This is a genomic window from uncultured Martelella sp. (genome assembly GCF_963677965.2).
In the GTDB taxonomy this organism is placed as follows: domain Bacteria; phylum Pseudomonadota; class Alphaproteobacteria; order Rhizobiales; family Rhizobiaceae; genus Martelella; species Martelella mangrovi.
Map to the genome: position 1 here is coordinate 149,984 of NZ_CAXXFM010000003.1, position 19,955 is coordinate 169,938.

Consider the following 19,955-nt stretch of genomic DNA (forward strand, 5'->3'; position numbering starts at 1 on the left):
CGGGTTTCACCATAGCCCGGCGTCACCGGGCGCTGGCGAAAGCTCAGCTTCGCTCGCCGGCCTGCCTCCCCTGCTCCATGTCCTCACGAAGGATCCGGACGCGAACCTTACGTATCGATCCGTCGGTGGGAAACGTCACGGTAGCGATGCCTTCGCCGTCCACGTCGGCAGCGTCCGCATCTTTGCGAGCGACCTTTTGCACATCCACCTCGATGGCTCCGGCGGGTCCCCGCACAGTCGCCCGATAGCCGTTCCAGTCCGTCGGAAGGCAAGGCGCGACGCGCAATGCGCCATCGCGCAGCTCCAGCCCCAGCAATCCCTCGACCGCCAGCCGCCACGACCATCCGGCGGCGCCGGTATACCAGGTCCATCCCGCCCGTCCGTCGAACGGGGGGGCGCCGCCGACATCGGCCGGCATTACGTAAGGTTCGCCACGGTATCTGACCATGTCGTCATGCGTCGCGCTGCGGCGCACGGGATTGATCAGGTCGAAGATGCGGTAGGCTTCATCGCCGTCTCCAAGCCGCGCAAAGGCCAGTCCGAGCCAGGTGGCCGCATGGGTATATTGACCGCCGTTTTCACGCACGCCCGGCGGATAGGCGCGGATATAGCCGGGATCGCGGGACGTCCTGTCGAAGGCCGGCGTCAGGAGCCGCACGAGCCGGAGTTCGGGATCGACCAGCCGGTCGGCGGCCGAACGAAGCGCCTGTTCGGCGCGCGCCGCATTGGGCGCGCCTGCCAGTATCGCCCAGGATTGGGCGATACTGTCGATCCGGCACTCGTCGTTCTGCGCCGATCCCCACGGTTCACCTTCATCATCGAAGGCCCGGCGATACCATGCGCCATCCCATGCCGACGCATCTGCCGCCCGTCGCAACTCTTCCGCCCGATCGCGCCAGAACGAAGCTTCGCTTTCCCGTCCACAACGCTCAGCCAGATCGGCACAGGCATCGCCGCAATAAGCCGCGAACCATGCCAGCCACACGCTTTCGCCGCGTCCGTGCCGGCCGACGCGGTCCATGCCGTCGTTCCAGTCTCCGCCCCCCATCAACGGCAGACCGTGCGCCCCCCTGGTCGCACCGCGCTGCATCGCGCGAAGACAGTGATCAAGCAATGTCCCCTCCTGTCCGCTGTCGAATGCGGCATAGCGATCCTCCTCATCCTCGGCCAGGGGCGGAGCGGAGAGAAAGGGCACTACCTCCTGCAGGATGTCGTTGTCTCCGGTGGCGCGGACATAGGCGTGCGTCGCATAGACCAGCCACAACATATCGTCCGAGCAGCGGGTCCTGACGCCGCGGCCTTCCGGCGGGTGCCACCAGTGCAGCACGTCGCCCTCTTCGAACTGATGGCTGGCGCAATCGAGAATGTGGGCCCGCACGCGGTCCGGTTCGGAAAACAGGAACGCCATCATGTCCTGCAACTGGTCGCGGAACCCGATGCCGCCGCTGGCCTGCTGGAACCCGGCCCGCGCGAGGATGCGGGAAGCAAAGGCCTGGTAAGGCAGCCAGCGGTTCACCATCAGGTCGAGGGCTTCGTCGGGGGTTTCGACCCGGATCGCGCCGAGACGGTCCTGCCAGGCCTGCGTCGTCGCGCGAACAGAAGCGGCCGTCTGTTCCGAAGAGGCGAATTTCTCCGCCAACGCCTTGATTTCGGCCAGGCCGGTGGCCGCCCCGAGCACGAAAACCACCTCCTCCGTGGCCCCGGGCGCCATATCGAGGTGCACCTGGTAGGCCGCGCAGGCATCTTCCACCGAGTCCGTTCGTCCCCACGGGCTCCAGCGGCGCAGGCCTTCCGGAAACGCCGTGCCGCCGGCGCCGAGGAAAGCGCTGCGGTCGCACGTCATCGCGTGAGCGGGGCGGCTGGCGGTCAGGAATGCGATCTGTCTGGAAAACGCCGGCGCCCAGCCGCTCTGCGCGATCAGCGCCCGGGCGGCCCCGTGATAGCCGCACCTCACATGCGGCTTCGCGGTTGAAGGCGTCGCCCCGAGTTGCCAGTCCACATAGCCGGTCGCGGTGATGCGTCGCTGACGTTCGGTCGTGTTCTTCAATTCCAGCCGGATCAGCTTGACAGGCGAATCCTGAGGCACCGAGACGGAAAGCCGTTGCGTCAGCCCCTGCGAGGACCGTTCCCAGACCGTTTCGCCCGCCCTGTGCAGGACGCGGCAGGGCGTGGCGTCGCCCGCCGGCGACGGCGTGACCGTCCATATCTGCGCGGTTTCCTCGTCCCGCAGATAGATCGCCTCGCCCTGCGCATCCGTCACCGGATCGTTGGACCACGGCGTCAGGCGAAATTCGCCGCTGTTCAGCGACCACGTAAAGCCCAGCCCGGCCTCCGTCACGATTGTACCGAAACCGTCGTTGGCAAGAACGTTGCACCATGGAACGGGAGTGGCATGGCCCGGTTCGACATGCATGAGATAGTCCCCGCTTTCGCCAACGAAACCACCGAGACCATTGTCGCAGATCAGGTCCCTGGGCCGGTTCAGCGGCAAGGGCGCCTCGGCTGGCGGGCGTCCGCCAGGTTCGAAGACCGGCGGTTTGACGTGACCGGCCGGCGCGGCCGGCAGCGCCGCCGCCAGGGACGGAGCCGCCCCGTCGAGCGTCAGGCGCGCCAGCATCTCGAGCGCCTGCACCTGTGACGGAGAAATCCGGTCGATACTGTGCAGATGCACGCCGCCGTCGCCGCCAAACCCCTCGGCCAGCCCCGCTTTGCGCAGGGCGTCACGCAGGCTCGTCGCGATCGGCTCTTCGTAGCTCGAAGCCTTCGTGCCGAGAACCACGAGATCGGAATTCAGGCCGTTGCGCCTGAGCCAGCGTTGCGCGCGGACCACGAAGGGCAGCAGATCGGCGTTTTCCGCATCCGCGACCCGGACGAGCATGATCGGATGATCGCCGGACACACCCAGTCCCCACAGATCGGGTTGGCCCGGCAACATGCTCACCCCGTCCGCTCCTGATCGCATGGCCGGCCCCAGCAGAAGATCCGCAAGGCGTTGCGCTCCGGCCATATCGGCCTGGCTCAGTCCGGCGCGACCCGCTTCGACCGCGGCAGAGCGCGCCGCATCCTCGAAGGACCAGTCGAGCGCGGCGGAGGTCGCGTAGCGTTCAGCCGTTTCGATCGCGGTCTGGCGGGAGGTGGAAGCAATCGTCAGGAAGGCGAACCGGGCGCGCGCGCCCGGCGCGAGACTGACCCGGGCCCGAAGCGCCGCCACGGGATCGAGCGTCCATCCCTCCGTCCCCGACATGTGCGCCGCAGCCGCGGCGCGGCAGTTTCCGTGGCGTCCAAGGAGCGCGCGTCGATCCGTTTCCGTGCCTGCGGGCATTACGCCCGGATCATCGCATAAAAGCCGATGCAGCAGCACAGGCGGCGTATCCTCGGGGCGTCGTGGACGCCGCGTGAAGAGCACCGCGTCCATGTCCGGCAGATTTTCGCTCCTGATGAAGAGCTTGCTGAAGGCTGGATGGCGTTCATGGGCAGCATGTGGAGCAAGAACCGGCTCGGCATAGCTCGTCACGTCGATCACCCGCGCGCGATCGTCATGATTGACCAGCGTGACGAGACGGATCTCGACATCATCGGCGGCGGCGACGCCTATCTCCTGCGTGGCCGCGATCCCGTGATGGCGGAGGTGGAACGAAGCCTTTTCGGCATGAAACATCACATCCATCCAGCGTTCGCCGGTGCGACGGAATTCCCAGGTCTCGCCATCTTCGGCGTCGTGCAGGAACAGTCTCCCGCAACCATCATAGACGACGCGATCCGCTGTCCAGCGGGTCAGCGACTGTCCGTGCCACCAGATGCTTCCGGTCGCCGCGTCGGACAGCCAGACCGAGAGGCGACCGTTTCCGAGCGTATGAAACTGCGGCGCCTCGTTTTCCTCGGCCGGCCAGCCGTGCAATGGGATGACGGCTCGTTCGACATGTTCGGGCAGCGTTGCCCCGGCATCCGGAAGCGGTTCGGGCACGAACTCCCACGGCACCCGTTCGTGCAGCAGCAGATCGATTGCGGCGATGCGCGGGTTGCGGTTGAAGCGATGCACGCAAACATCGTCGTTGAGCGCATTTCCGATGGCGGACAACAGCATGCCCTGATGGTGCGCCATGAAGGTACAGACCGGCACATGAGCGCCCTTTTCGGGAACCCGCGAAGGTGTGAAATCGACCGCATCATAGAAGCCGTAGCGACCGCAGATCCCGAGTTCCTCGAGCCGCCGCAGATTACTCACGGCCGCGCCGGGCCGTACCGCCAGCGCAAGGGCGCTGGCATAGGGAGCCACCACATAGTCCTCCGCCAGCCCTTGGCGCAGGCCGAGTCCGGCCACACCGAACGCCCTGTACTGGTAGTTCTGCCCCGCGTCCCGCGTGGCGAATGCGGCTTCCGAGACCCCCCATGGCAGACCGAGCCGGTCTCCATAGCGACGCTGAATGTCGACGGCCGCCGTTTCGCTCTGCCCCAGCAACTGGCCCGGCGCGCTGCGGATCAGAAGCGCCGGCATAAGGAACTCGAACATGGACCCGTTCCACGACAGGACCGTGAGGGGACCGGAAGAGCGAGAGATCGGCCGCCCCAGATGGAACCAGTGCTCTGCGGGAACGTCGCCCTTTGCGATGGCGAAGTAACTCGCCAATCGCGCTTCGGAGGCGAGCAGATCGTAACGATGTTCATCCATCCGATCGAAGCTGAGATTGTATCCGATGAAGAACGTCCGGGTTTCCTGATCGTAAAGGAAACCGAAATCCATTCCCATCGCGAGCGCCTCGGCTTTTTCAGCCAGGGAGAGCAGGCTGTCGCGCAGAGCTTTCTGTGCAGCCCTGCCTTCGCGCATGGCGGCCTGCAGCTCCGCGTCCCGGGCCCCCTCTCCCGTGAGGTCCGCAACGCTGCCCGGGGCGCTTTCGAGCGTATCGTGAATCTGTGCGAAAGGCGCGTCCGGGGATAGCCGTCCCGCCATGTCGCCAGCGCCCGCCTCAAATTCGGCCCAACCATCGACCGCGAGCCACGGACACAGGGCGTCGAGATCCCGCAGGACGCTCGCGACGTGGTGGCGGCTGCGTTCGAGCCAGAGATGCAACTCGCCCGGATCGGCGTCCGATGCGGCGTCGAAGGCCTCCACGATGGTCTCCGACAGCTCCGGCAGGTCTTTGTCACTTAGCCGGTGGAGGGTTTCGCGCCACCGCCCTGGATGGTCCCGAACCGCCTCGGCCCGGTCGATGATTGCCCGAATCCGCGCCCTCGTCGCTTGCGACCGTTCGACCGACAGTTCCCCGGTTGCCTCGGACAACAAGTCGAGTGTGTCGACCAACCCTGTCCATAGTCCGCGTGAAAGCGCCGGACCGTTCGCGAACTCGATGAGCCCTTCCCGCAAGGTCAGCAGCACCACCGCAAGATTGCCGCTGTCCACGGTCGAGATGTAGCGAGGTTCCAGCGAAAGCAGGCTCCGCGTATCGAACCAGTTGACGACATGACCGTTGTGGCGCTCGATCCGCTCCAGCGCCTCGAGCACATAATCGGCCCACTGCGCGAAGTCCCGCAAACCGATATGACCGAGATCCAGCGCGGTCATGGACGAAAGAAGCTGCATGCCGACATTCGTCGGCGAGGAGCGGTGTGCGATCTTCGCTTCAGGATCGGTCTGATAGTTGTCCGGCGCCAGCCAGTTGTCCTCGGGGCCGGCGAAAGTCTCGTAATACGCCCATGTCCGGCGCGCGATGCGACGGAGCCAGGTCCGGTCGCCGGACGAGAGGCTGTCTTCCGCCGGTCGCCAGGGACGGCTGATCAGATAGGCTATCTCGGGGGAGAATATCCACAGCACCAGAAGCGGCAGGGCCCCGGGCAAGGCGGACGGCGCAAGGACAACCAGCATGGCCGTGATGGCGAGACCGAGCACGGGCGCGCCCGCCATGTCGATCCAGAAACGCACGCGTGTAGCGGCGGCCCCCGCCGCTGTGACCTGGGCGGCAGTCGTCCATTCCAGCATGTGGCGTCGCGACACGGTGAGACGCCATAGCGCGCGTCCAATGGCATCAAGTGAAATGACGGCCTCATTCGCCATGAACGCGATTTCCAGCACCCATCGGCCGCCATGGTCGCGCAACTGCCGCCAGCGGTCCTGCACGGTCCCGCGCCGGCGCCCGCGCGAAAACCCCGTGACGAGGTTGGTCACGAGATAGGTCCCGGGGGCCGCCACGGTCAGCAGGGTCCACACAGGTGCGGCCTCGGGGATAACCAGCCAGCCGATGAGGGCGAGAAGCACAAGCGACGGAGCGATGAGGCTCCGGCGAAGATTATCGATGATCTTCCAGCGATCAAGCGTGGACAATGGATTGCGCAACCGGCTGCCGCCGCGTCCCGGTGCGACCCGACCGAGCCATGGCAGCAACTGCCAGTCCCCGCGAATCCAGCGGTGCATGCGTCGGGTGAGGCCCGGATAGCGCGCCGGAAACCCCTCGTAGAGCACGATATCGGTGGCCAGCGCCGCACGTCCGTGCAACCCTTCGAACAAATCGTGACTGACAAGCGCGTTTTCCGGGACCCGGTCCTTCAGACTGCGCCGAAAGGCGGCTACGTCGTAGGCCCCCTTTCCGGTGAAGATGCCTTCGCCGAAAAGGTCCTGGTAAACGTCGGACACCGCCCGGCTGTAGATGTCGATGGCGGTATCGCCGGTATAGAGCCGGGTGAACGGCGAGAGCGCGCCGGCTTCGGGAGAGATCTCGATCCTTGGCTGGATGAATGTGTAGCCCGAAACGACCCGTTCGCCGGCCCCGTCGAATTCGGCGCGGTTCAGGGGATGGGCAAGCGTGCCGATGAGCCTGCACACGGCGCCGGGCGGTGCGATCGAGTCGGCGTCGAGCGTCACAATGAACCGCGCCGCGCGCAGTCCCGCAACGTCGCCTTCGCTCAGCGGAAACGCGTCTTCCGCCCCGCCAAGCAGAAAGTCGTTGAACGCCTCGATCTTTCCGCGCTTGCGTTCCCATCCCATCCAGATGCCGTCCGCTTCATTCCAGTTGCGGCGGCGATGGAGCAGAACGAAGGGTGCGGTCTTCGCGTATCGGCGGTTCAGGTCGCGAACACCGTCCACAAGCGCAGCCTCAAGCGCGGCATCCCCGGCAGTCACTTCTTCCACGGTATCGCCCGGATCGCTCAGAAGTGCATAGTGCAGCCGGGGATCGGGGTTCGTCAGCATGTGGCGCTCAAGCTGCGCGATGAGGGGGGCGACCTCGCCGGGACTTCGGAGTATCGCCGGGATGATCACCGCCGCCTCGATGCCTTCGGGCAGCCCCTTCCGGAAATCCATCTTGGGCAGAACCCGCGGCGGGACGGTCCGGGTGACGAGCCAGTTCGTCAGCGTCACCGCAATGATCGATGCCGGCATCAACAGCAGCAGGGCGCCAAGGACAAGAGGGACGCCCCCGACATTACGGGTGACGAGTAGCGCAAGCGGCAGCGTCAGGGCCAGAACGGTGAGCCCGAGAAGGGCGGCGGCGTAGAACCATCCCGGCCGGCGAAGCGCCAGACGGCGGAATGCCGCGTCGGGCCGAGCGCGGTATCCGATCACCGCCTCGAACTCCGGCCGACCGCCATCGACCAACCACCATCCGACATGGCTCTGGCGTGGCGATCCCATATGTCCGCCCGACAGGCGGACGGCTTCACGCGCGATGTTCTGCTCCGAACGTCCGGATCCTTGGGCCAGATCCTCGATTGCACGCCGATACTGATCGCGTGTGTCGAAATCCATGTCAGGGTAGAGTTCGTCAGGCGCCTTGCGCAAGATCGCCTCGACATGGCTCGTCGCCTCGACGAACGATTTCCAGTCGATCTGCTCGATGGCGGCAAGCGCCGCGATCGCCCGTGACAGGACATCGGTGGGCTCCCGGTCTTGCCATCTCCAGGCAGGCTCCACCCCTTTGAAGGACGGCGCGAGTTTCGGGACAATGCGAGAAAAGGCCGTCACGATTTCCTCGAGAGCCACCAGTCGGAGCATTGCCGGAAAAGCCCAAAGCTCGGCGAGCGAGAGGCCTTCCTCTCCCTGAAACGCGTCCACGAAAGCTGCCGCGGACCCCAGGTCGATCTGCGCGTGGGTGACAGCGAGATAACTGCGGGCGGCGACAAACGCACGCGGGCTTCCCTCCGCCTCAGGCAAGGCGGACCGGGCCAGACGGCGATAAAACGCCGGCGGCATGTCCTCACGCACCTGACGCACCGCGCGGCGGATATGGTACTCATTGTCGAGAAGCCATTCGGCGGCCTTTGACGCTTCGGGCGGAGGCGCCTGGCAAATGCGCCGCACGCCATCCAGCCATTCAGGGAAATCGTCGAGATACTTCCAGACGGGCACCGCCCGCGGCCGGCCGGGGCGTATATCGTTGTGCTGTCTGAAGTCATCAGACCTGGCCGCGGTCGTTTTCTGTGGCTGTGCGGAGTGCTCCATCACTGGTCTTGCCGCGGTGCGGCGGGCCGCCGCGGTGCCGTGCCTCCGGTATGATGGCTGGTCATCTCCGCATTCCGGATCAACAGAACGGGCGTCACGGCGCGCGACAGCAGATATTCGGCGGTGCTCCCGATCGGCAAATCCGGATCCTTGCCGAGGCCGCGCGCCGAAAGCACCACAAGCCCGCCCTGTTCCTCGCAAATGGCCTTCATCAGAACCCGACGCGGGTCATCGCCACTGAGCTGGCGAATACGATTACCGGTCTGTTCCACCGGCAGCAAAAGACGCAGGCGTCGAAGCAGTTCTTTGGCTCTTTGCTCCGCTTCCCTGCCGAGCTCGTGCCAGAGCGGCTCGTCATCCAGCCCGGTCCGCCCTTGGCGCAAGGAACTGATATCGGGAACGGCATGAAGAACGACGAGTTCCGTCGCACGACGCCGCGCGATTTCGCACGCGTATCGCAGCGCGGCCTCGGCGTGCGGAGACCCGTCCATCGGAACAATGACGCGGGAGGTCCTGGGCTGTTCGCCGGCAACGTCATCCGGAACGATCAGGATCGATCCCCGAAAGGTCTCGGCGAGATGCCGCGCCGTCCCACCGATGCCCCACCGATGCGGCGTGCCGAATGCTCCCGCACCTACGACCAGGAGATCCACGCCGCGTCGCAACGCCTCGTCCCGCACGCAACGAGGCGCCGGTCCGCAGGTCACGACCGTATGGATATCGGCCGTCGCTCCGGCCGTCTTTGCCATCTGCAGAAGATCGGCCGTTTCCTCTCGTCTCGTCAGTTCCCAATCAACGGGGTCGGCATGCGGCGTCGAGGACGACCCGCCGGGCATCACCCGCATGATCGTCAGGTCAGCTCCGGTCAGGTTCGCAAGCGATACAGCTTCTTCGAGGACGCGCGCGGCATGAGCGGACCGGTCGACGCATGCCATCACATGACCAAACAGGCGAACACCGTGCTGCCCGCGCGACTGGCGCGACAGATCCGATTCGGAAAAAAACTCGGGCATGGAAGTTTCTCCGTGCATATTGCGCAACGTCGTTACTCGAAAAGCTGCCCGTCAATACTAGCCGTATGGGCGAGACCTTCATTGACGACACGCAATCCGCAGTTTCTCAGGGAGAAGACGGTGCCTACCATTCGCGGGACGATTCAATGCACTCACTTTTTCAGGCGGTTTAAGATGTTGCCGCTTCAGGAGAATGAACCATGAAACTGCTCCAGATCTCGCCTTTCGTCGTCCTCGCGGCTCTGGGATCGCCTTCTCAAGGCGATTTCCTCCGCCTTCGACGGCGATATTCAGATGATCAACTCGTCGTGTGTTCGCGTGCATCAGCATGGCGCCACCGGTAACAAGGGCGCGTCAATCGAAGCGTGGGACGTTCCAGAGGCGGCCTGACAACGAAGATCCACGCTCTCGTTGATGCCGACGGGGTGTCGATTGATCTTCGCCTTTCGGAAGGACAGCATGCTGAGTGTCGCTACGCCGAAGACCTGCTCACCAGTCTTCATGCCGGAACGACGCTTTTGGCCGATCGTGGCTATGACACCGACGCCATCCGCGCCAAGCAATTCAGGCAAAGACATTCGCCAACATCCCAGCAAAGCGAAACCGCAAAAAGTCCTTTGCCTTCAGCCGGTTTCTCTATCGCTACCGAAATTTGGTGGAGCGGTTCTTCAATCACATCAAGGAGGCGCGTGGAATTGCAACACGGTCCGACAAACGAACCGACAACTATCTCGCCGCAATCAAACTCTTCTCAGTTCGACTTTGGCTCAGGCGTTACGAGGCTACGGCCTGATGTCCACGAACCGGCAGCCGACTATCTCATCCAAGCCGATACGCTTCAAACTTTCAGATAGCCCCACCTAAGGGGCGCCTTGGAACCGCTTTTTTCTCAAAAAACGCCAGAGATTCGACAAAGTACGATCTGGACGAAACTCTCGCACCGATGCGGTATAGAGACGCTCTTTTTCAATTTCAGCTGCCAAATTCTGCCGCTGCTCTTTCAGGTTCTTCACTTCCGCGTTTAGTTTTTCAACATCATGAGATGCGCGTTCCACTTTCTCACAGGCAAGTTTAAGTTCGGATCGGGACGACTGGAGTTCCTGGTTAAGGCGATTAACGTCTTCTTTCAGTGAGTACGCATGCCTCTGTGAGGCTGAGATCGTCTCATCAAGGCGCCGCAAAATATATTCGAAGATCGGACGGGAATTCTCGTAAGTTAACCCCTTGAAAACACGCGAAGGAGCCAGGTCATCCGGTTTGGATTCCGCAAAAAAATCAGGAGAAGTATTATATTTCTCAGCGAAACGCCTGTACATTGGTTGAAAACGATCAACAAATGAACGCTGTTGCGCTGGAGAAAAAATTTCGCTTTCAGCTGATGACAATTTTGTCTGGAGTTCCGGCTCCATAAGAATACCGGTTAAAAGCCCTTCAAAAGAAGAGCGATTCCAAATTGGATACGATAGCCAATCCCCCATAAAATAAACCGTTTCCACCGCTAGAGAAACGTTGGCTTCGACCTTTTCCCGGGGGTTGGCAGGCGCGGCGATGCCAGCGACCGACATAAAATCGGCGACAATGTCACCATCAATCAAAGACGTCTTGTCGTAGGGACGAACACTTAGGCTTTGAGAACCAAATGCGTCCTCCCAATATTCAATTTTCTTCTCGATCTCGTCATGTTCTGAAATTCGAAAATCAACAACTTCTTTTATTACCTCATCTGATATCGAAGACGTGACTTTTGTATATTCCAGAACGTCTGCCCGTATTAATCTATCAATGCGCCGAATGTAGAAAACAATCCGAACATCGACTCCCTCAAAAAGCCTGGCGAGCGGCGCTATGCATTCAGGAGAATCCAGCTCTTCGAATAAACCCTCAGAGCTGAATATAATTTTCTGACTATGCCTTGCCTCCCCCTTTTCAGGCCGAAACGTGCTCTTGAGATAGCCCCAGCCATCCTCGACGTTATTTGCAGCGAGAGTGGCTGGCTGATGCCATAGCAGTTGTGCGTCCGGATCGGTTTGCCGTTTGACAAGAAGCAACTCAGCATGATGGCCAGATGAGTTCAGAGGTTCCGGATAGATCACCCCACTTTCTGCCAGACTGCGCCTGTGACGACACAGGTAATCCTGCAGGACCGTAGAGCCCGTTTTCGGGAGCCCGATATGTATGATCGCTTGAGCCGCCCTATCAGCTGGATATTCGTTCAATTGTTCGCGCCTGCATCTATTGGCATTAAAACAACTTTTAGTTGTTTCATTCGCAAATGTCGATGATTGTCGCGATTCGTGTGAATGGCAGCCGCCGAAAGGCAGGACCTGTGAAAACGCTTGCGTTTCTGACCCAGTTTCAAGAATGGACATTATGACAAAGCCGAGCCGAACAGCTTTCACATACGACGCATCCCAGAATATGTAGAAGAAGGCGGTGTCATGAAGCCCCGCCGCGAGCGCAGGGTCGGCAGAACAGCTTCTGTCACTGGAAAACAGGGTATGCCCGTTTTTTTCAGGGGAACGGGCATTGTTGATCGTCACCAAAGCCCAAAAGCCCGGCCAACCGGGAACCGAAACAGGCCTTGTAATATCACAAAGCCGCTGCGGACATTACGCACCCCATGTAAATGAATAACGTTATTGGGAGATCAAACACTTAAAGATGTGTGGCGGAGAGGAAGGGATTCGAACCCTCGATACCATCACTGGTATACTCCCTTAGCAGGGGAGCGCCTTCGACCACTCGGCCACCTCTCCGGTCAGGCCCGTGTATTGTCAAACACCATTGAGATCAAGGATTTTTTTTAAATTTATTCCTCGACCGACAAGCCATCCGAGCTGGGCAAGCATGCAGCAGAAGGAAAGAATGTGAAGCGGACAAGCATCCCGTTTGAAAGGCAGGAGTTTGCAGACAGACTGCTCGATGCGGGTACAGCCCTTGTCGATGGTTCAGGTGAGGCCAACCAGTGTGTTCTCTTCTCGGGTCTTGTGCGGCATCACGAAAATAACGCCCGGAACAAGGGCGACGTTGCGCCTGGCCTCACTCGCATGGCCTGCAACACGAAGCCAGGCTTTGGGGCCGAGGACGAACAATCATCAGAAAAACGGAACATGCCAGACAGATCATCGCCATCCGAACTTCGAGCGAATTTCTCGAAAAGTATTACGGACGATATAGCTGCTTTTCTTAACCTGGGGTTGCCTACGGACAACTCGGAAAAAGTCTCGGATTCTATGAACTGACAATCTGATCGTCTGGAACACTTTCCAAGACAATCGCCCTTCAGGTTTGGAAAGCTTCTTCTCCAAACGGTGAAAAAAATCCTTTTTCTTGGACGAGTTTCCTGCAGCCGGAAACCTGAAAGTAGACATCATGGCGGCAAGATGCGGCGAGGTTTCACTTGACGGAATCACAGAGCCGTATCGACGTATTTTGTGTGACGGATCGGCGCGACCCAGCAATTCCTTGAACAAACTCGAATAATTCGCTCCAAGCTTTTCAAGGGACCAGTTCTCAACAGCATAAGCGCGGGCCCGCCCTCTAAGCTGATCCGGGTTGACGTATTGAATGGCAAGGGCAAGCGCCCTGATATCGCCTCTCGGGACAGTCCAACCGGTTACGTCGTCAATAACAGCCTCCGCAATTCCGCCGGCGTCGAACGCAAGTGTCGGGGTGCCGCAGGCAGCGGCCTCAAGAATTACATTTGGCAGATTGTCTTCCAATGATGGCAGTATCATCAGATCAGCAGCATTATATACACGATTTAGCTCTCTGCTTCCCTGAATGAATCCAAGAGGCGTAAACGACGACTTTAGTTTTACCGGAATTTCATCTCCGCTCCCCAATAATATAACGTGAAATTTCGTCGCAAAATCGGGTATATGCTCAACCGATTTCAGCAGTTCTGATAATCCCTTTCGTCGCTCACTGAGGCTATTACAAGCAAAAAGGAGGATCCTCTTGCTGGGGCTCAATCCGAAATGCTGCTTCGCCTCTGTTCGATCAATGGGTGTGAACCGAGACGTATCAACGCCGTTTGGAATGACTTCTATCCGATTATTGGCAAATACCGCGCTTTTCCGCGCACAATCGGCCAACCACCGCGACGGCGCTACGAGCGTGATAGAATCCGGCATCACCATTTTTGACCTAAGAAGCCTCGACGGAAAGTCGGAAAACGTATCGGTTAATTGAGGACAATTACGGCAATCTTTTTGATACCCGTTACAGTCGTTCGAATAGTGACACCCGCCCGTAAACGGGTTCATATCATGAAGTGTCCAAACCACAGGCCGTCCGGTTGATGCCAGCCAGGTAACCTGTTCCGGGGTAAGCAGCCGCGAAACCCAGTGAAGGTTTATGACATCGCAATCCAGGAGCTTGTATAATTGCTCATTCGGAATACCCGGATACATGATTGAATAGGCCGTGCCGCCGTCGTGAACACTCATGTCTATCTGAATCTGCGGAAAAAAATTGGGGTCTTGGCCCGGAGGAAACTGCAGCGTGTATTCCGTGGGGGATGTTGATTGAGAAAGAGAAAATTCAAAACTCTCGATACCGACCAAATTCAGGGCTTCACTGACGCGTTTTTTTGCGATTCCAGCCCCTCCTTCCGCAAAACTGGTCACGAGACCGACGGAAAATTCGGGGGCTTTGGGTGGCGTGATACGCCGTGACCTATCCGGAGCACCCGCGATGATATCTTCCAATACCGCTATCGTTCGGTCGAACGAAAACGCCCTCGCCGCTTCAAGCGCCCCTCGCCCCAGTTTCTCGCGAAACGCCGCGTCTTCGACAAGCCGTGTCAGCGCATCGGTCAGTGCGTCCAGGCTCAGGTCTCTCTCAACAAGCAGGCCAGACTCACCGTCCACAAAGAGGTTACGAGCACCTTCACACTCCTTAAACGCAACGACGGGCAGGCCAAATGACATCGCCTCGGCCGCCGCCAGTCCGAATCCTTCGAAAAGTGAGGGAAACGCAAATATCGTGGCATTTTTGTATGCATTCTCGATGTCACTGCGCGCGCCCTGAAATATCCCGGCCGGGTCAAGACCGAGCTCATCTGCAAATGACATAAGCTCGTCTTTCAGCTCGCCGTCGCCATAGATCTTCAATCTCCAGTCCGGATACTTCTGCTGTATTTTCGAAAACGCCCGAAGCAAATCCTTGTGGTTCTTTTGAGGAACGAGGCGTCCGACTGACAAGATCGTTTTTGCCTGCGAACGGTCGACATACTCTTCGATCGGATCGAACGAAGAGTAATTGGGCAAAACCCTGGCCTTGCCGGATAAATGTTCAGGAAGCTGGTCTCGGAATTCTTCAAAGATAATTGTTATTTCGTCAGCTTTATCCAGGGTGGCAATCCGCATATAGCGTTCGGTATCACCGGGAGCATCATAGAGAAGAGAATAGAACTTGAAATTCGGTGCGTTGTGGAGACATGCGACGTGCCAGGCTGTATCATTTTCAGGTCGCGCGGCCAGAACCTGCAGCCAGGTCGAGGGCATGTGTGAAAAAACGACATCGAAGTCGTGTTTTTCAAAAAAGACGCGGTACAGGTTCGCCGCATATCGCGCGAAACCTTCACTCCACTCGTCATACTCCCTTTTTCGAGGCACAAATTTCAGTTTTGGGAAGGCATGTTTCGTCCATTTACTCAGAGGACCAAATACATCTTGCTTATCGATGAAGTATTCTCTTGAGTAAGGATAAATTCCAAGGTTGATGACTGAAACCCCGGGATCGACCCTATAATAGGGTCCGCCATAGAAACCATCGATACAGACGAGAGAAACCGCATACCCTCGCCTGTGCAGCGCATTTGCCGTTTCGACTGCAATTCTCTCTGCCCCTCCGGAACAGCCCGACAACCACGCCAAGCAGATTGCAATTCGTTTCCGGTTTTCTCGTTGTGAGGGTAGGATTTTTCCATTTGGCGGCGTCTTCCTTTGCGCTACACACAAACGGATAGCTTCTTCCAGGTCCTCCGACACTTCAGATGCTTCGTAAAGCAACTGAAGAAGAGCCACATCTTCAAGTGTGCGCTCATGCCAGTTTCTGTAATATTTCAGCTCATAAAGTCTTTGCAGAAACTCCGGGCTCATCGGACCGAATTCGCGGCAGAGCAGGCGGAAGTTTTCCCGAAGCTCGGTATCGTGATTGAATGAAGCGCCCCCCAACTCCATTATCAGAATGTTGCGAAAGAGCGGCCGAGCCCGAACACCGGCACGAAATGCGCGGATGACCCAGTCATAATCGCCGGCAAGCCGAAAGCTTGTGTCGAAATTGCCGATGCGTTCATAAACTTCGCGGCGCGCCAGAATGGTCTCATGCCCGCCTGGCATGCCCTGTACCAGCAAGGAAGCATCCCATGGCCTCGGCTCATCGGCCAGCGCGGCTGCAGAGCTATCGCTCCTGGCATAAACAAACCCGGCGTAGGACAATTCGAGATCATACCGGGTCAAATGACGGACCGAAGCCTCAATAGCCTCCGGCGTATAGAAGTCATCAGCGTTCAGGAAACAGATAAGGTCACCGGTAGCATGGGCCAACCCCTTGTTCATGGCATCATAAATACCATCATCGGGTTCGCTGATCAGCTTATCAATCCGCTCTCCGAAACCTTCAAGCGTTTCCAATGTTCCATCGTCTGATTGTCCATCAATCACGACATATTCGATGTTCGGATAGGTCTGGGATTTCACGGAGCGAACGCAACGTTCAATCAGGGCATTGTTGTTGCGCACAACAGTGATTATCGAGACCTTCGGCAAACCCCCGTTTGGCTGATTGGCTTCTTTCTGTTTTTGCATGCAGTCTCTCGTCAGTCCTTGAAATTGACCGCACCGTTTTCGACGGCAGAAAATAGAGTCGACATGCTTTTCTACAGTAGCAGGGCAATTTGTTTAGTCCCGAATTTTCATGTATTGCATTTAGCTTGATTATTTCTGTCTCAACTGTTCATTATTACAGAATAATTGAATAAATAAGTTTATTGAACAGTTTGGAAATACAGTGTCGGGTTTCTGGAGATGGAAAGGGCCTTGAACTCGGAGACGCATCCCCTTCCCTTGCTTCCAAACGCCATTCTTATTTTCGCTCGCGCATCAGCCTTCCAAGCAACGCAAGGTAATCCCGACTGATATCGTCATAGTTATAAAATTCTTCTGCGCGTCGTCTGGCTGCTGCGCACAAAGCCTGGTGTTTCTCACCGATCATCATGGAGCGGGCTGCCGCCATGATTTCTTTCATTTCAGTCGGCTTTGCGACAAAGCCACATTCTCCGCTCGTAACAATTTCACCGATACCGCCACTCGAATACCCGAAAACCGGCGTCCCCACCGCCAGTGACTCCAGAGCAATCAACGGCGCATTTTCTTCTTTCGAGAAAAGCAGTGCGCCATCACACAGCGCATAAATTTCACCGCGTTCAATGTCGGATTTGACAAAACCGAAATGGGTAAAATCCACATCCTGGAAAATCAGCGCGGCTTCATCGGAATAGCGTCCAACAAGAATGAGTTGGGCATTGAGGTCGGAAAGCGCGCGAACAAGGTTCACAGCCTCTATCGCACCTTTCCTACTGTCGTGAAGCCAGCCGGCGGAAAACAGAAATAACGGTCCGGCCTCCGGCGCAATCCCGTATTTTTCTCTCAGCTTTGAACGGTCTCGCGGGCGAAACATTTCAAGATCAACGCCGTTTGAAACATGCTGAATCCGCCCCGCCGGCCAGCCGGCTTTCCTGTACATCTCGATCATCCAGTTACTCGGCGCGGTAAAAAAGACATCGGATGACTTGAGCTTCTTGCGTCTCGTATGAAGCGCATGCGTGCGGTCGTATTTTGACGATAATGGCCAGGATCTGTGCTGCGGACAGTTACCGCAGGTCGCGGTAAAACGCTCGCAACTGCCCGGATAGAGGCAGCCGGCGGTAAAGGGAGAACAGTCATGGATCGTCCAGACGACCGGAATGCGCGCCGACAGCCAGTTTATCGCTGCATGCGACAGGACCGTCGACATGTCGTGAAGATGGACAACGTCAAATTCGTCGGGAATCGAACGGAATTTCGCCGAAACAAGTTCAAATGGGTTGTGATCCCGGTAACCGCGCCTGGCTTCCCTGGCTTTCAGCTTTCCCACCAGATTATTCCATTCGGGATAGGGATGGCTCTCCCTGCCCGATCCCAAGTTCAGGTGGGTCACGTCATGGCCCTGGATCCTGTAGCGCTCCGCCAACTGGCTGGCCACAACGCTTGCGCCGCCACCGCGTCCATCCATCTTGCTGATCACGCAGATCCTCATCGCCCACGTAACCTTCTCGTGCTGTCGCGGAACCATAGGATGACGCGTCTTACGCCACGAGAGCATCGGTAAAACAGCCGTGTCTTTCGCGACATTCCGGCGCGAAAAGCTGCTTTCCAGAGACTACGACGCTCTGCCCTGTGAAGGCGCCAAAGCGGATAATCGCCGATGAGCTTGACCCCGACACTGTCGCCGATCGATGAAAATATCCTGACAGGCGAAAAACACCTGGCATCATACCGGCCGGGATTATGAAGGAAGTCGAAAAAATCGTTTTGTATCGCGACGCGCTGGTGGAGACTTTGGAGCGTCGCAACAGGAACCGTCTGCAAGACCTCGCTGATAGCCTCCAGTGCGGCCTTCTGGAAAATAGCGGCGACGGCCTGTGCTTCCCGCTCGGCATGTGACGGAGCGGAGATGACCCACTCAAAACCATCATGCCCCCTTGTGAGGCCTGTGACCGAACCGTGATCGGCCGAGAAGATAAACTCGATCACGTCGGTATGTTCCTGACACGAACAGCACTCATATTCGGGCATACCATTGTGCATCGAATAACTATGGTGACTGTTCGGCTTGTAGCGCATGGTCGAAAGCGCCTGATCGTTGGTGCCGAAATAAAATCCGACAATGTCCCGATTTCCGCGGCCGAGAATCGTATCGATGGCTTTTTGAAGACTGCCTCTCCAGCCAAGATCAAAAACAGCATAGCGTTCAGAGACCGGGACCCTCGTCTGGAGGTACTCCCTGACAATTTCTGCTTCATGACGCAGTGCATGGGTCATAACGCCCGAATTCTCGCCCAGAATCCGGTAGAACAATGGCAGGTCTTCTTGCGTCAGAACCTTGTCCGGATCCAGACCCAGCCCTTTCATCCGGGGCACGAGCGCCTCCGCCCCGGGAATACGGGAAAGCGTTGCCGCACACGTCGCACCGGGATGGATCAAGCCGCGGTAATAATTGCCGATCTCCGTGGGTGACAACACGGAATTGGGGACGGTCAACAGCCGTCTGGAAGCAGCAAGATAGTCTGTCTGGATATCAGCTTTGGGGAAAACCAGATCGAAGCAGCGCTTGGCAAAAAGCCCGTCACGCGCCAAAAAACCGATCTTACCGATTTCCAGCTCGGCAGCCCGGTCTTTCAGCCAAAAGACCAGCGACAGCATCAAAGGTGCTACGACAACCTTCCCGAAAGCTTGCCAATACTCTCTGTTGTCTCCTGAAGGGCTGTATCGGAAAGAAGCGAATTCAGGATGGTGATTTATGAAGTTCGCAATAAAAATATTCTTGAATGCTGACTTGCCGCGAAAAAGTGCAATTTTTTCGCCTGCCGCCTGTTTGCGAAATGCTTCCCGCGCAGCCGGGAGATGATGTGCCGAAAGGCCGGAAAATCGAGCACGGGAAAAATCCGAATGCCGGTTGTCGCCAATATGGAGGATGTTGCCGGGAGCGCAGTCAAAATGGGAAATGACATCGTCATAAAGCGCCCCTCCCCGTTTGGTTTTACCGTGTTCGTTTGAGAGGAGCAGAATTTCATGGCCGGTTATGCCGCATTTCCCAAGCAGGGCTTCGATAACCGGTCGCGGAAGATACATATCGGAGGTCAGAATAAAACGGCGCTGCTTTTCCTGCAGCAAATTGATCAGAACGGCACCCTGCGCCGTGGCAGCAGAGAATTCGAGTTCGAGATCGGTCTCGGTTCTTTTCAGCCGTTCCATGGTCTCTTCAGGAAGCGGCAGATCATTGGCCAGTTCTCGATATATCGCGTCCAGAGTGATTTCCACCTCGCCGCGCTGAAGCGCGTGTTCTCTGGCTAACGTTTCCGCACGAACTCTTCGGTCAGCGAATGTGTAGCCCTGCAAACAGGACTGTCGTTTCACTTCAATGAACTTGAAAATATCCTCCGGAACATCGCACAGGCGCGTGATCAGCGTATCGAAGATATCGAGCGAGAAATACTCGTAACGCGTGACCAGATCGGTGAGGATATCGACAGACGATGCGCTGATATCATTATGGAATCGCATCACTTTTTCCATCAATTCGCTTGATGACCCACCACGGCTGACGTCGGCCTTCCAAGGGAACCGCGACTTCTCTGCGGATAGCCCTCCTGCTTCGGCCGCCGAATAGCGGAGATCCGGAAAACAGAATGGTTTCGACAGGTGTTTTTGCCCATTAGGCTCAGCACCATGAAAGGAAGCGTTCGC

6 protein-coding genes, 1 tRNA gene and 1 pseudogene are annotated in these 19,955 nt (G+C 58.2%); 1 reads left to right on the forward strand and 7 read right to left on the reverse strand.

Annotation, left to right across the window (positions count from 1 at the left end; translation table 11 throughout):
• Nucleotides 1-43 precede the first annotated feature (43 nt).
• A complete protein-coding gene (locus tag ACHZCU_RS19990; protein WP_319520273.1) occupies nt 44-8,335 on the reverse strand; it encodes a GH36-type glycosyl hydrolase domain-containing protein in 8,292 nt (2,763 codons plus the stop codon).
• Nucleotides 8,336-8,427: 92 nt separating this feature from the next.
• Nucleotides 8,428-9,459, reverse strand: a complete 1,032-nt coding sequence (locus ACHZCU_RS19995) for a universal stress protein (RefSeq protein WP_319520427.1) — start codon at nt 9,457-9,459, stop codon at nt 8,428-8,430.
• Nucleotides 9,460-9,681: 222 nt separating this feature from the next.
• Here ACHZCU_RS19995 and ACHZCU_RS20000 point away from each other — a divergent pair.
• Nucleotides 9,682-10,234, forward strand: a pseudogene (locus ACHZCU_RS20000) (IS5 family transposase); the annotation flags it as partial.
• A gap of 67 nt (nt 10,235-10,301) precedes the next feature.
• Here ACHZCU_RS20000 and ACHZCU_RS20005 read toward each other — a convergent pair.
• From ACHZCU_RS20005 to ACHZCU_RS20025, 5 genes are all read right to left on the reverse strand, one after another.
• Nucleotides 10,302-11,984 carry a hypothetical protein gene (locus tag ACHZCU_RS20005; protein ID WP_319520274.1) on the reverse strand — a complete coding sequence of 561 codons (1,683 nt, stop codon included), beginning with the start codon at nt 11,982-11,984 and terminating at the stop codon, nt 10,302-10,304.
• A 123-nt stretch (nt 11,985-12,107) separates the two neighbouring features.
• Nucleotides 12,108-12,197: transfer RNA gene (locus ACHZCU_RS20010), tRNA-Ser, on the reverse strand.
• Between the two features lie 366 nt (nt 12,198-12,563).
• Entirely contained in the window at nt 12,564-16,256 is a 3,693-nt protein-coding gene (locus tag ACHZCU_RS20015) for a glycosyltransferase (RefSeq protein ID WP_319520275.1), read from the reverse strand.
• Nucleotides 16,257-16,533: 277 nt separating this feature from the next.
• Nucleotides 16,534-17,733, reverse strand: coding sequence for a glycosyltransferase (locus ACHZCU_RS20020; RefSeq protein ID WP_319520276.1), 1,200 nt, complete (start codon nt 17,731-17,733; stop codon nt 16,534-16,536).
• 8 nt (nt 17,734-17,741) lie between these two features.
• Nucleotides 17,742-19,784, reverse strand: a complete 2,043-nt coding sequence (locus ACHZCU_RS20025) for a hypothetical protein (protein WP_319520277.1) — start codon at nt 19,782-19,784, stop codon at nt 17,742-17,744.
• Between the last annotated feature and the right edge of the window lie 171 nt (nt 19,785-19,955).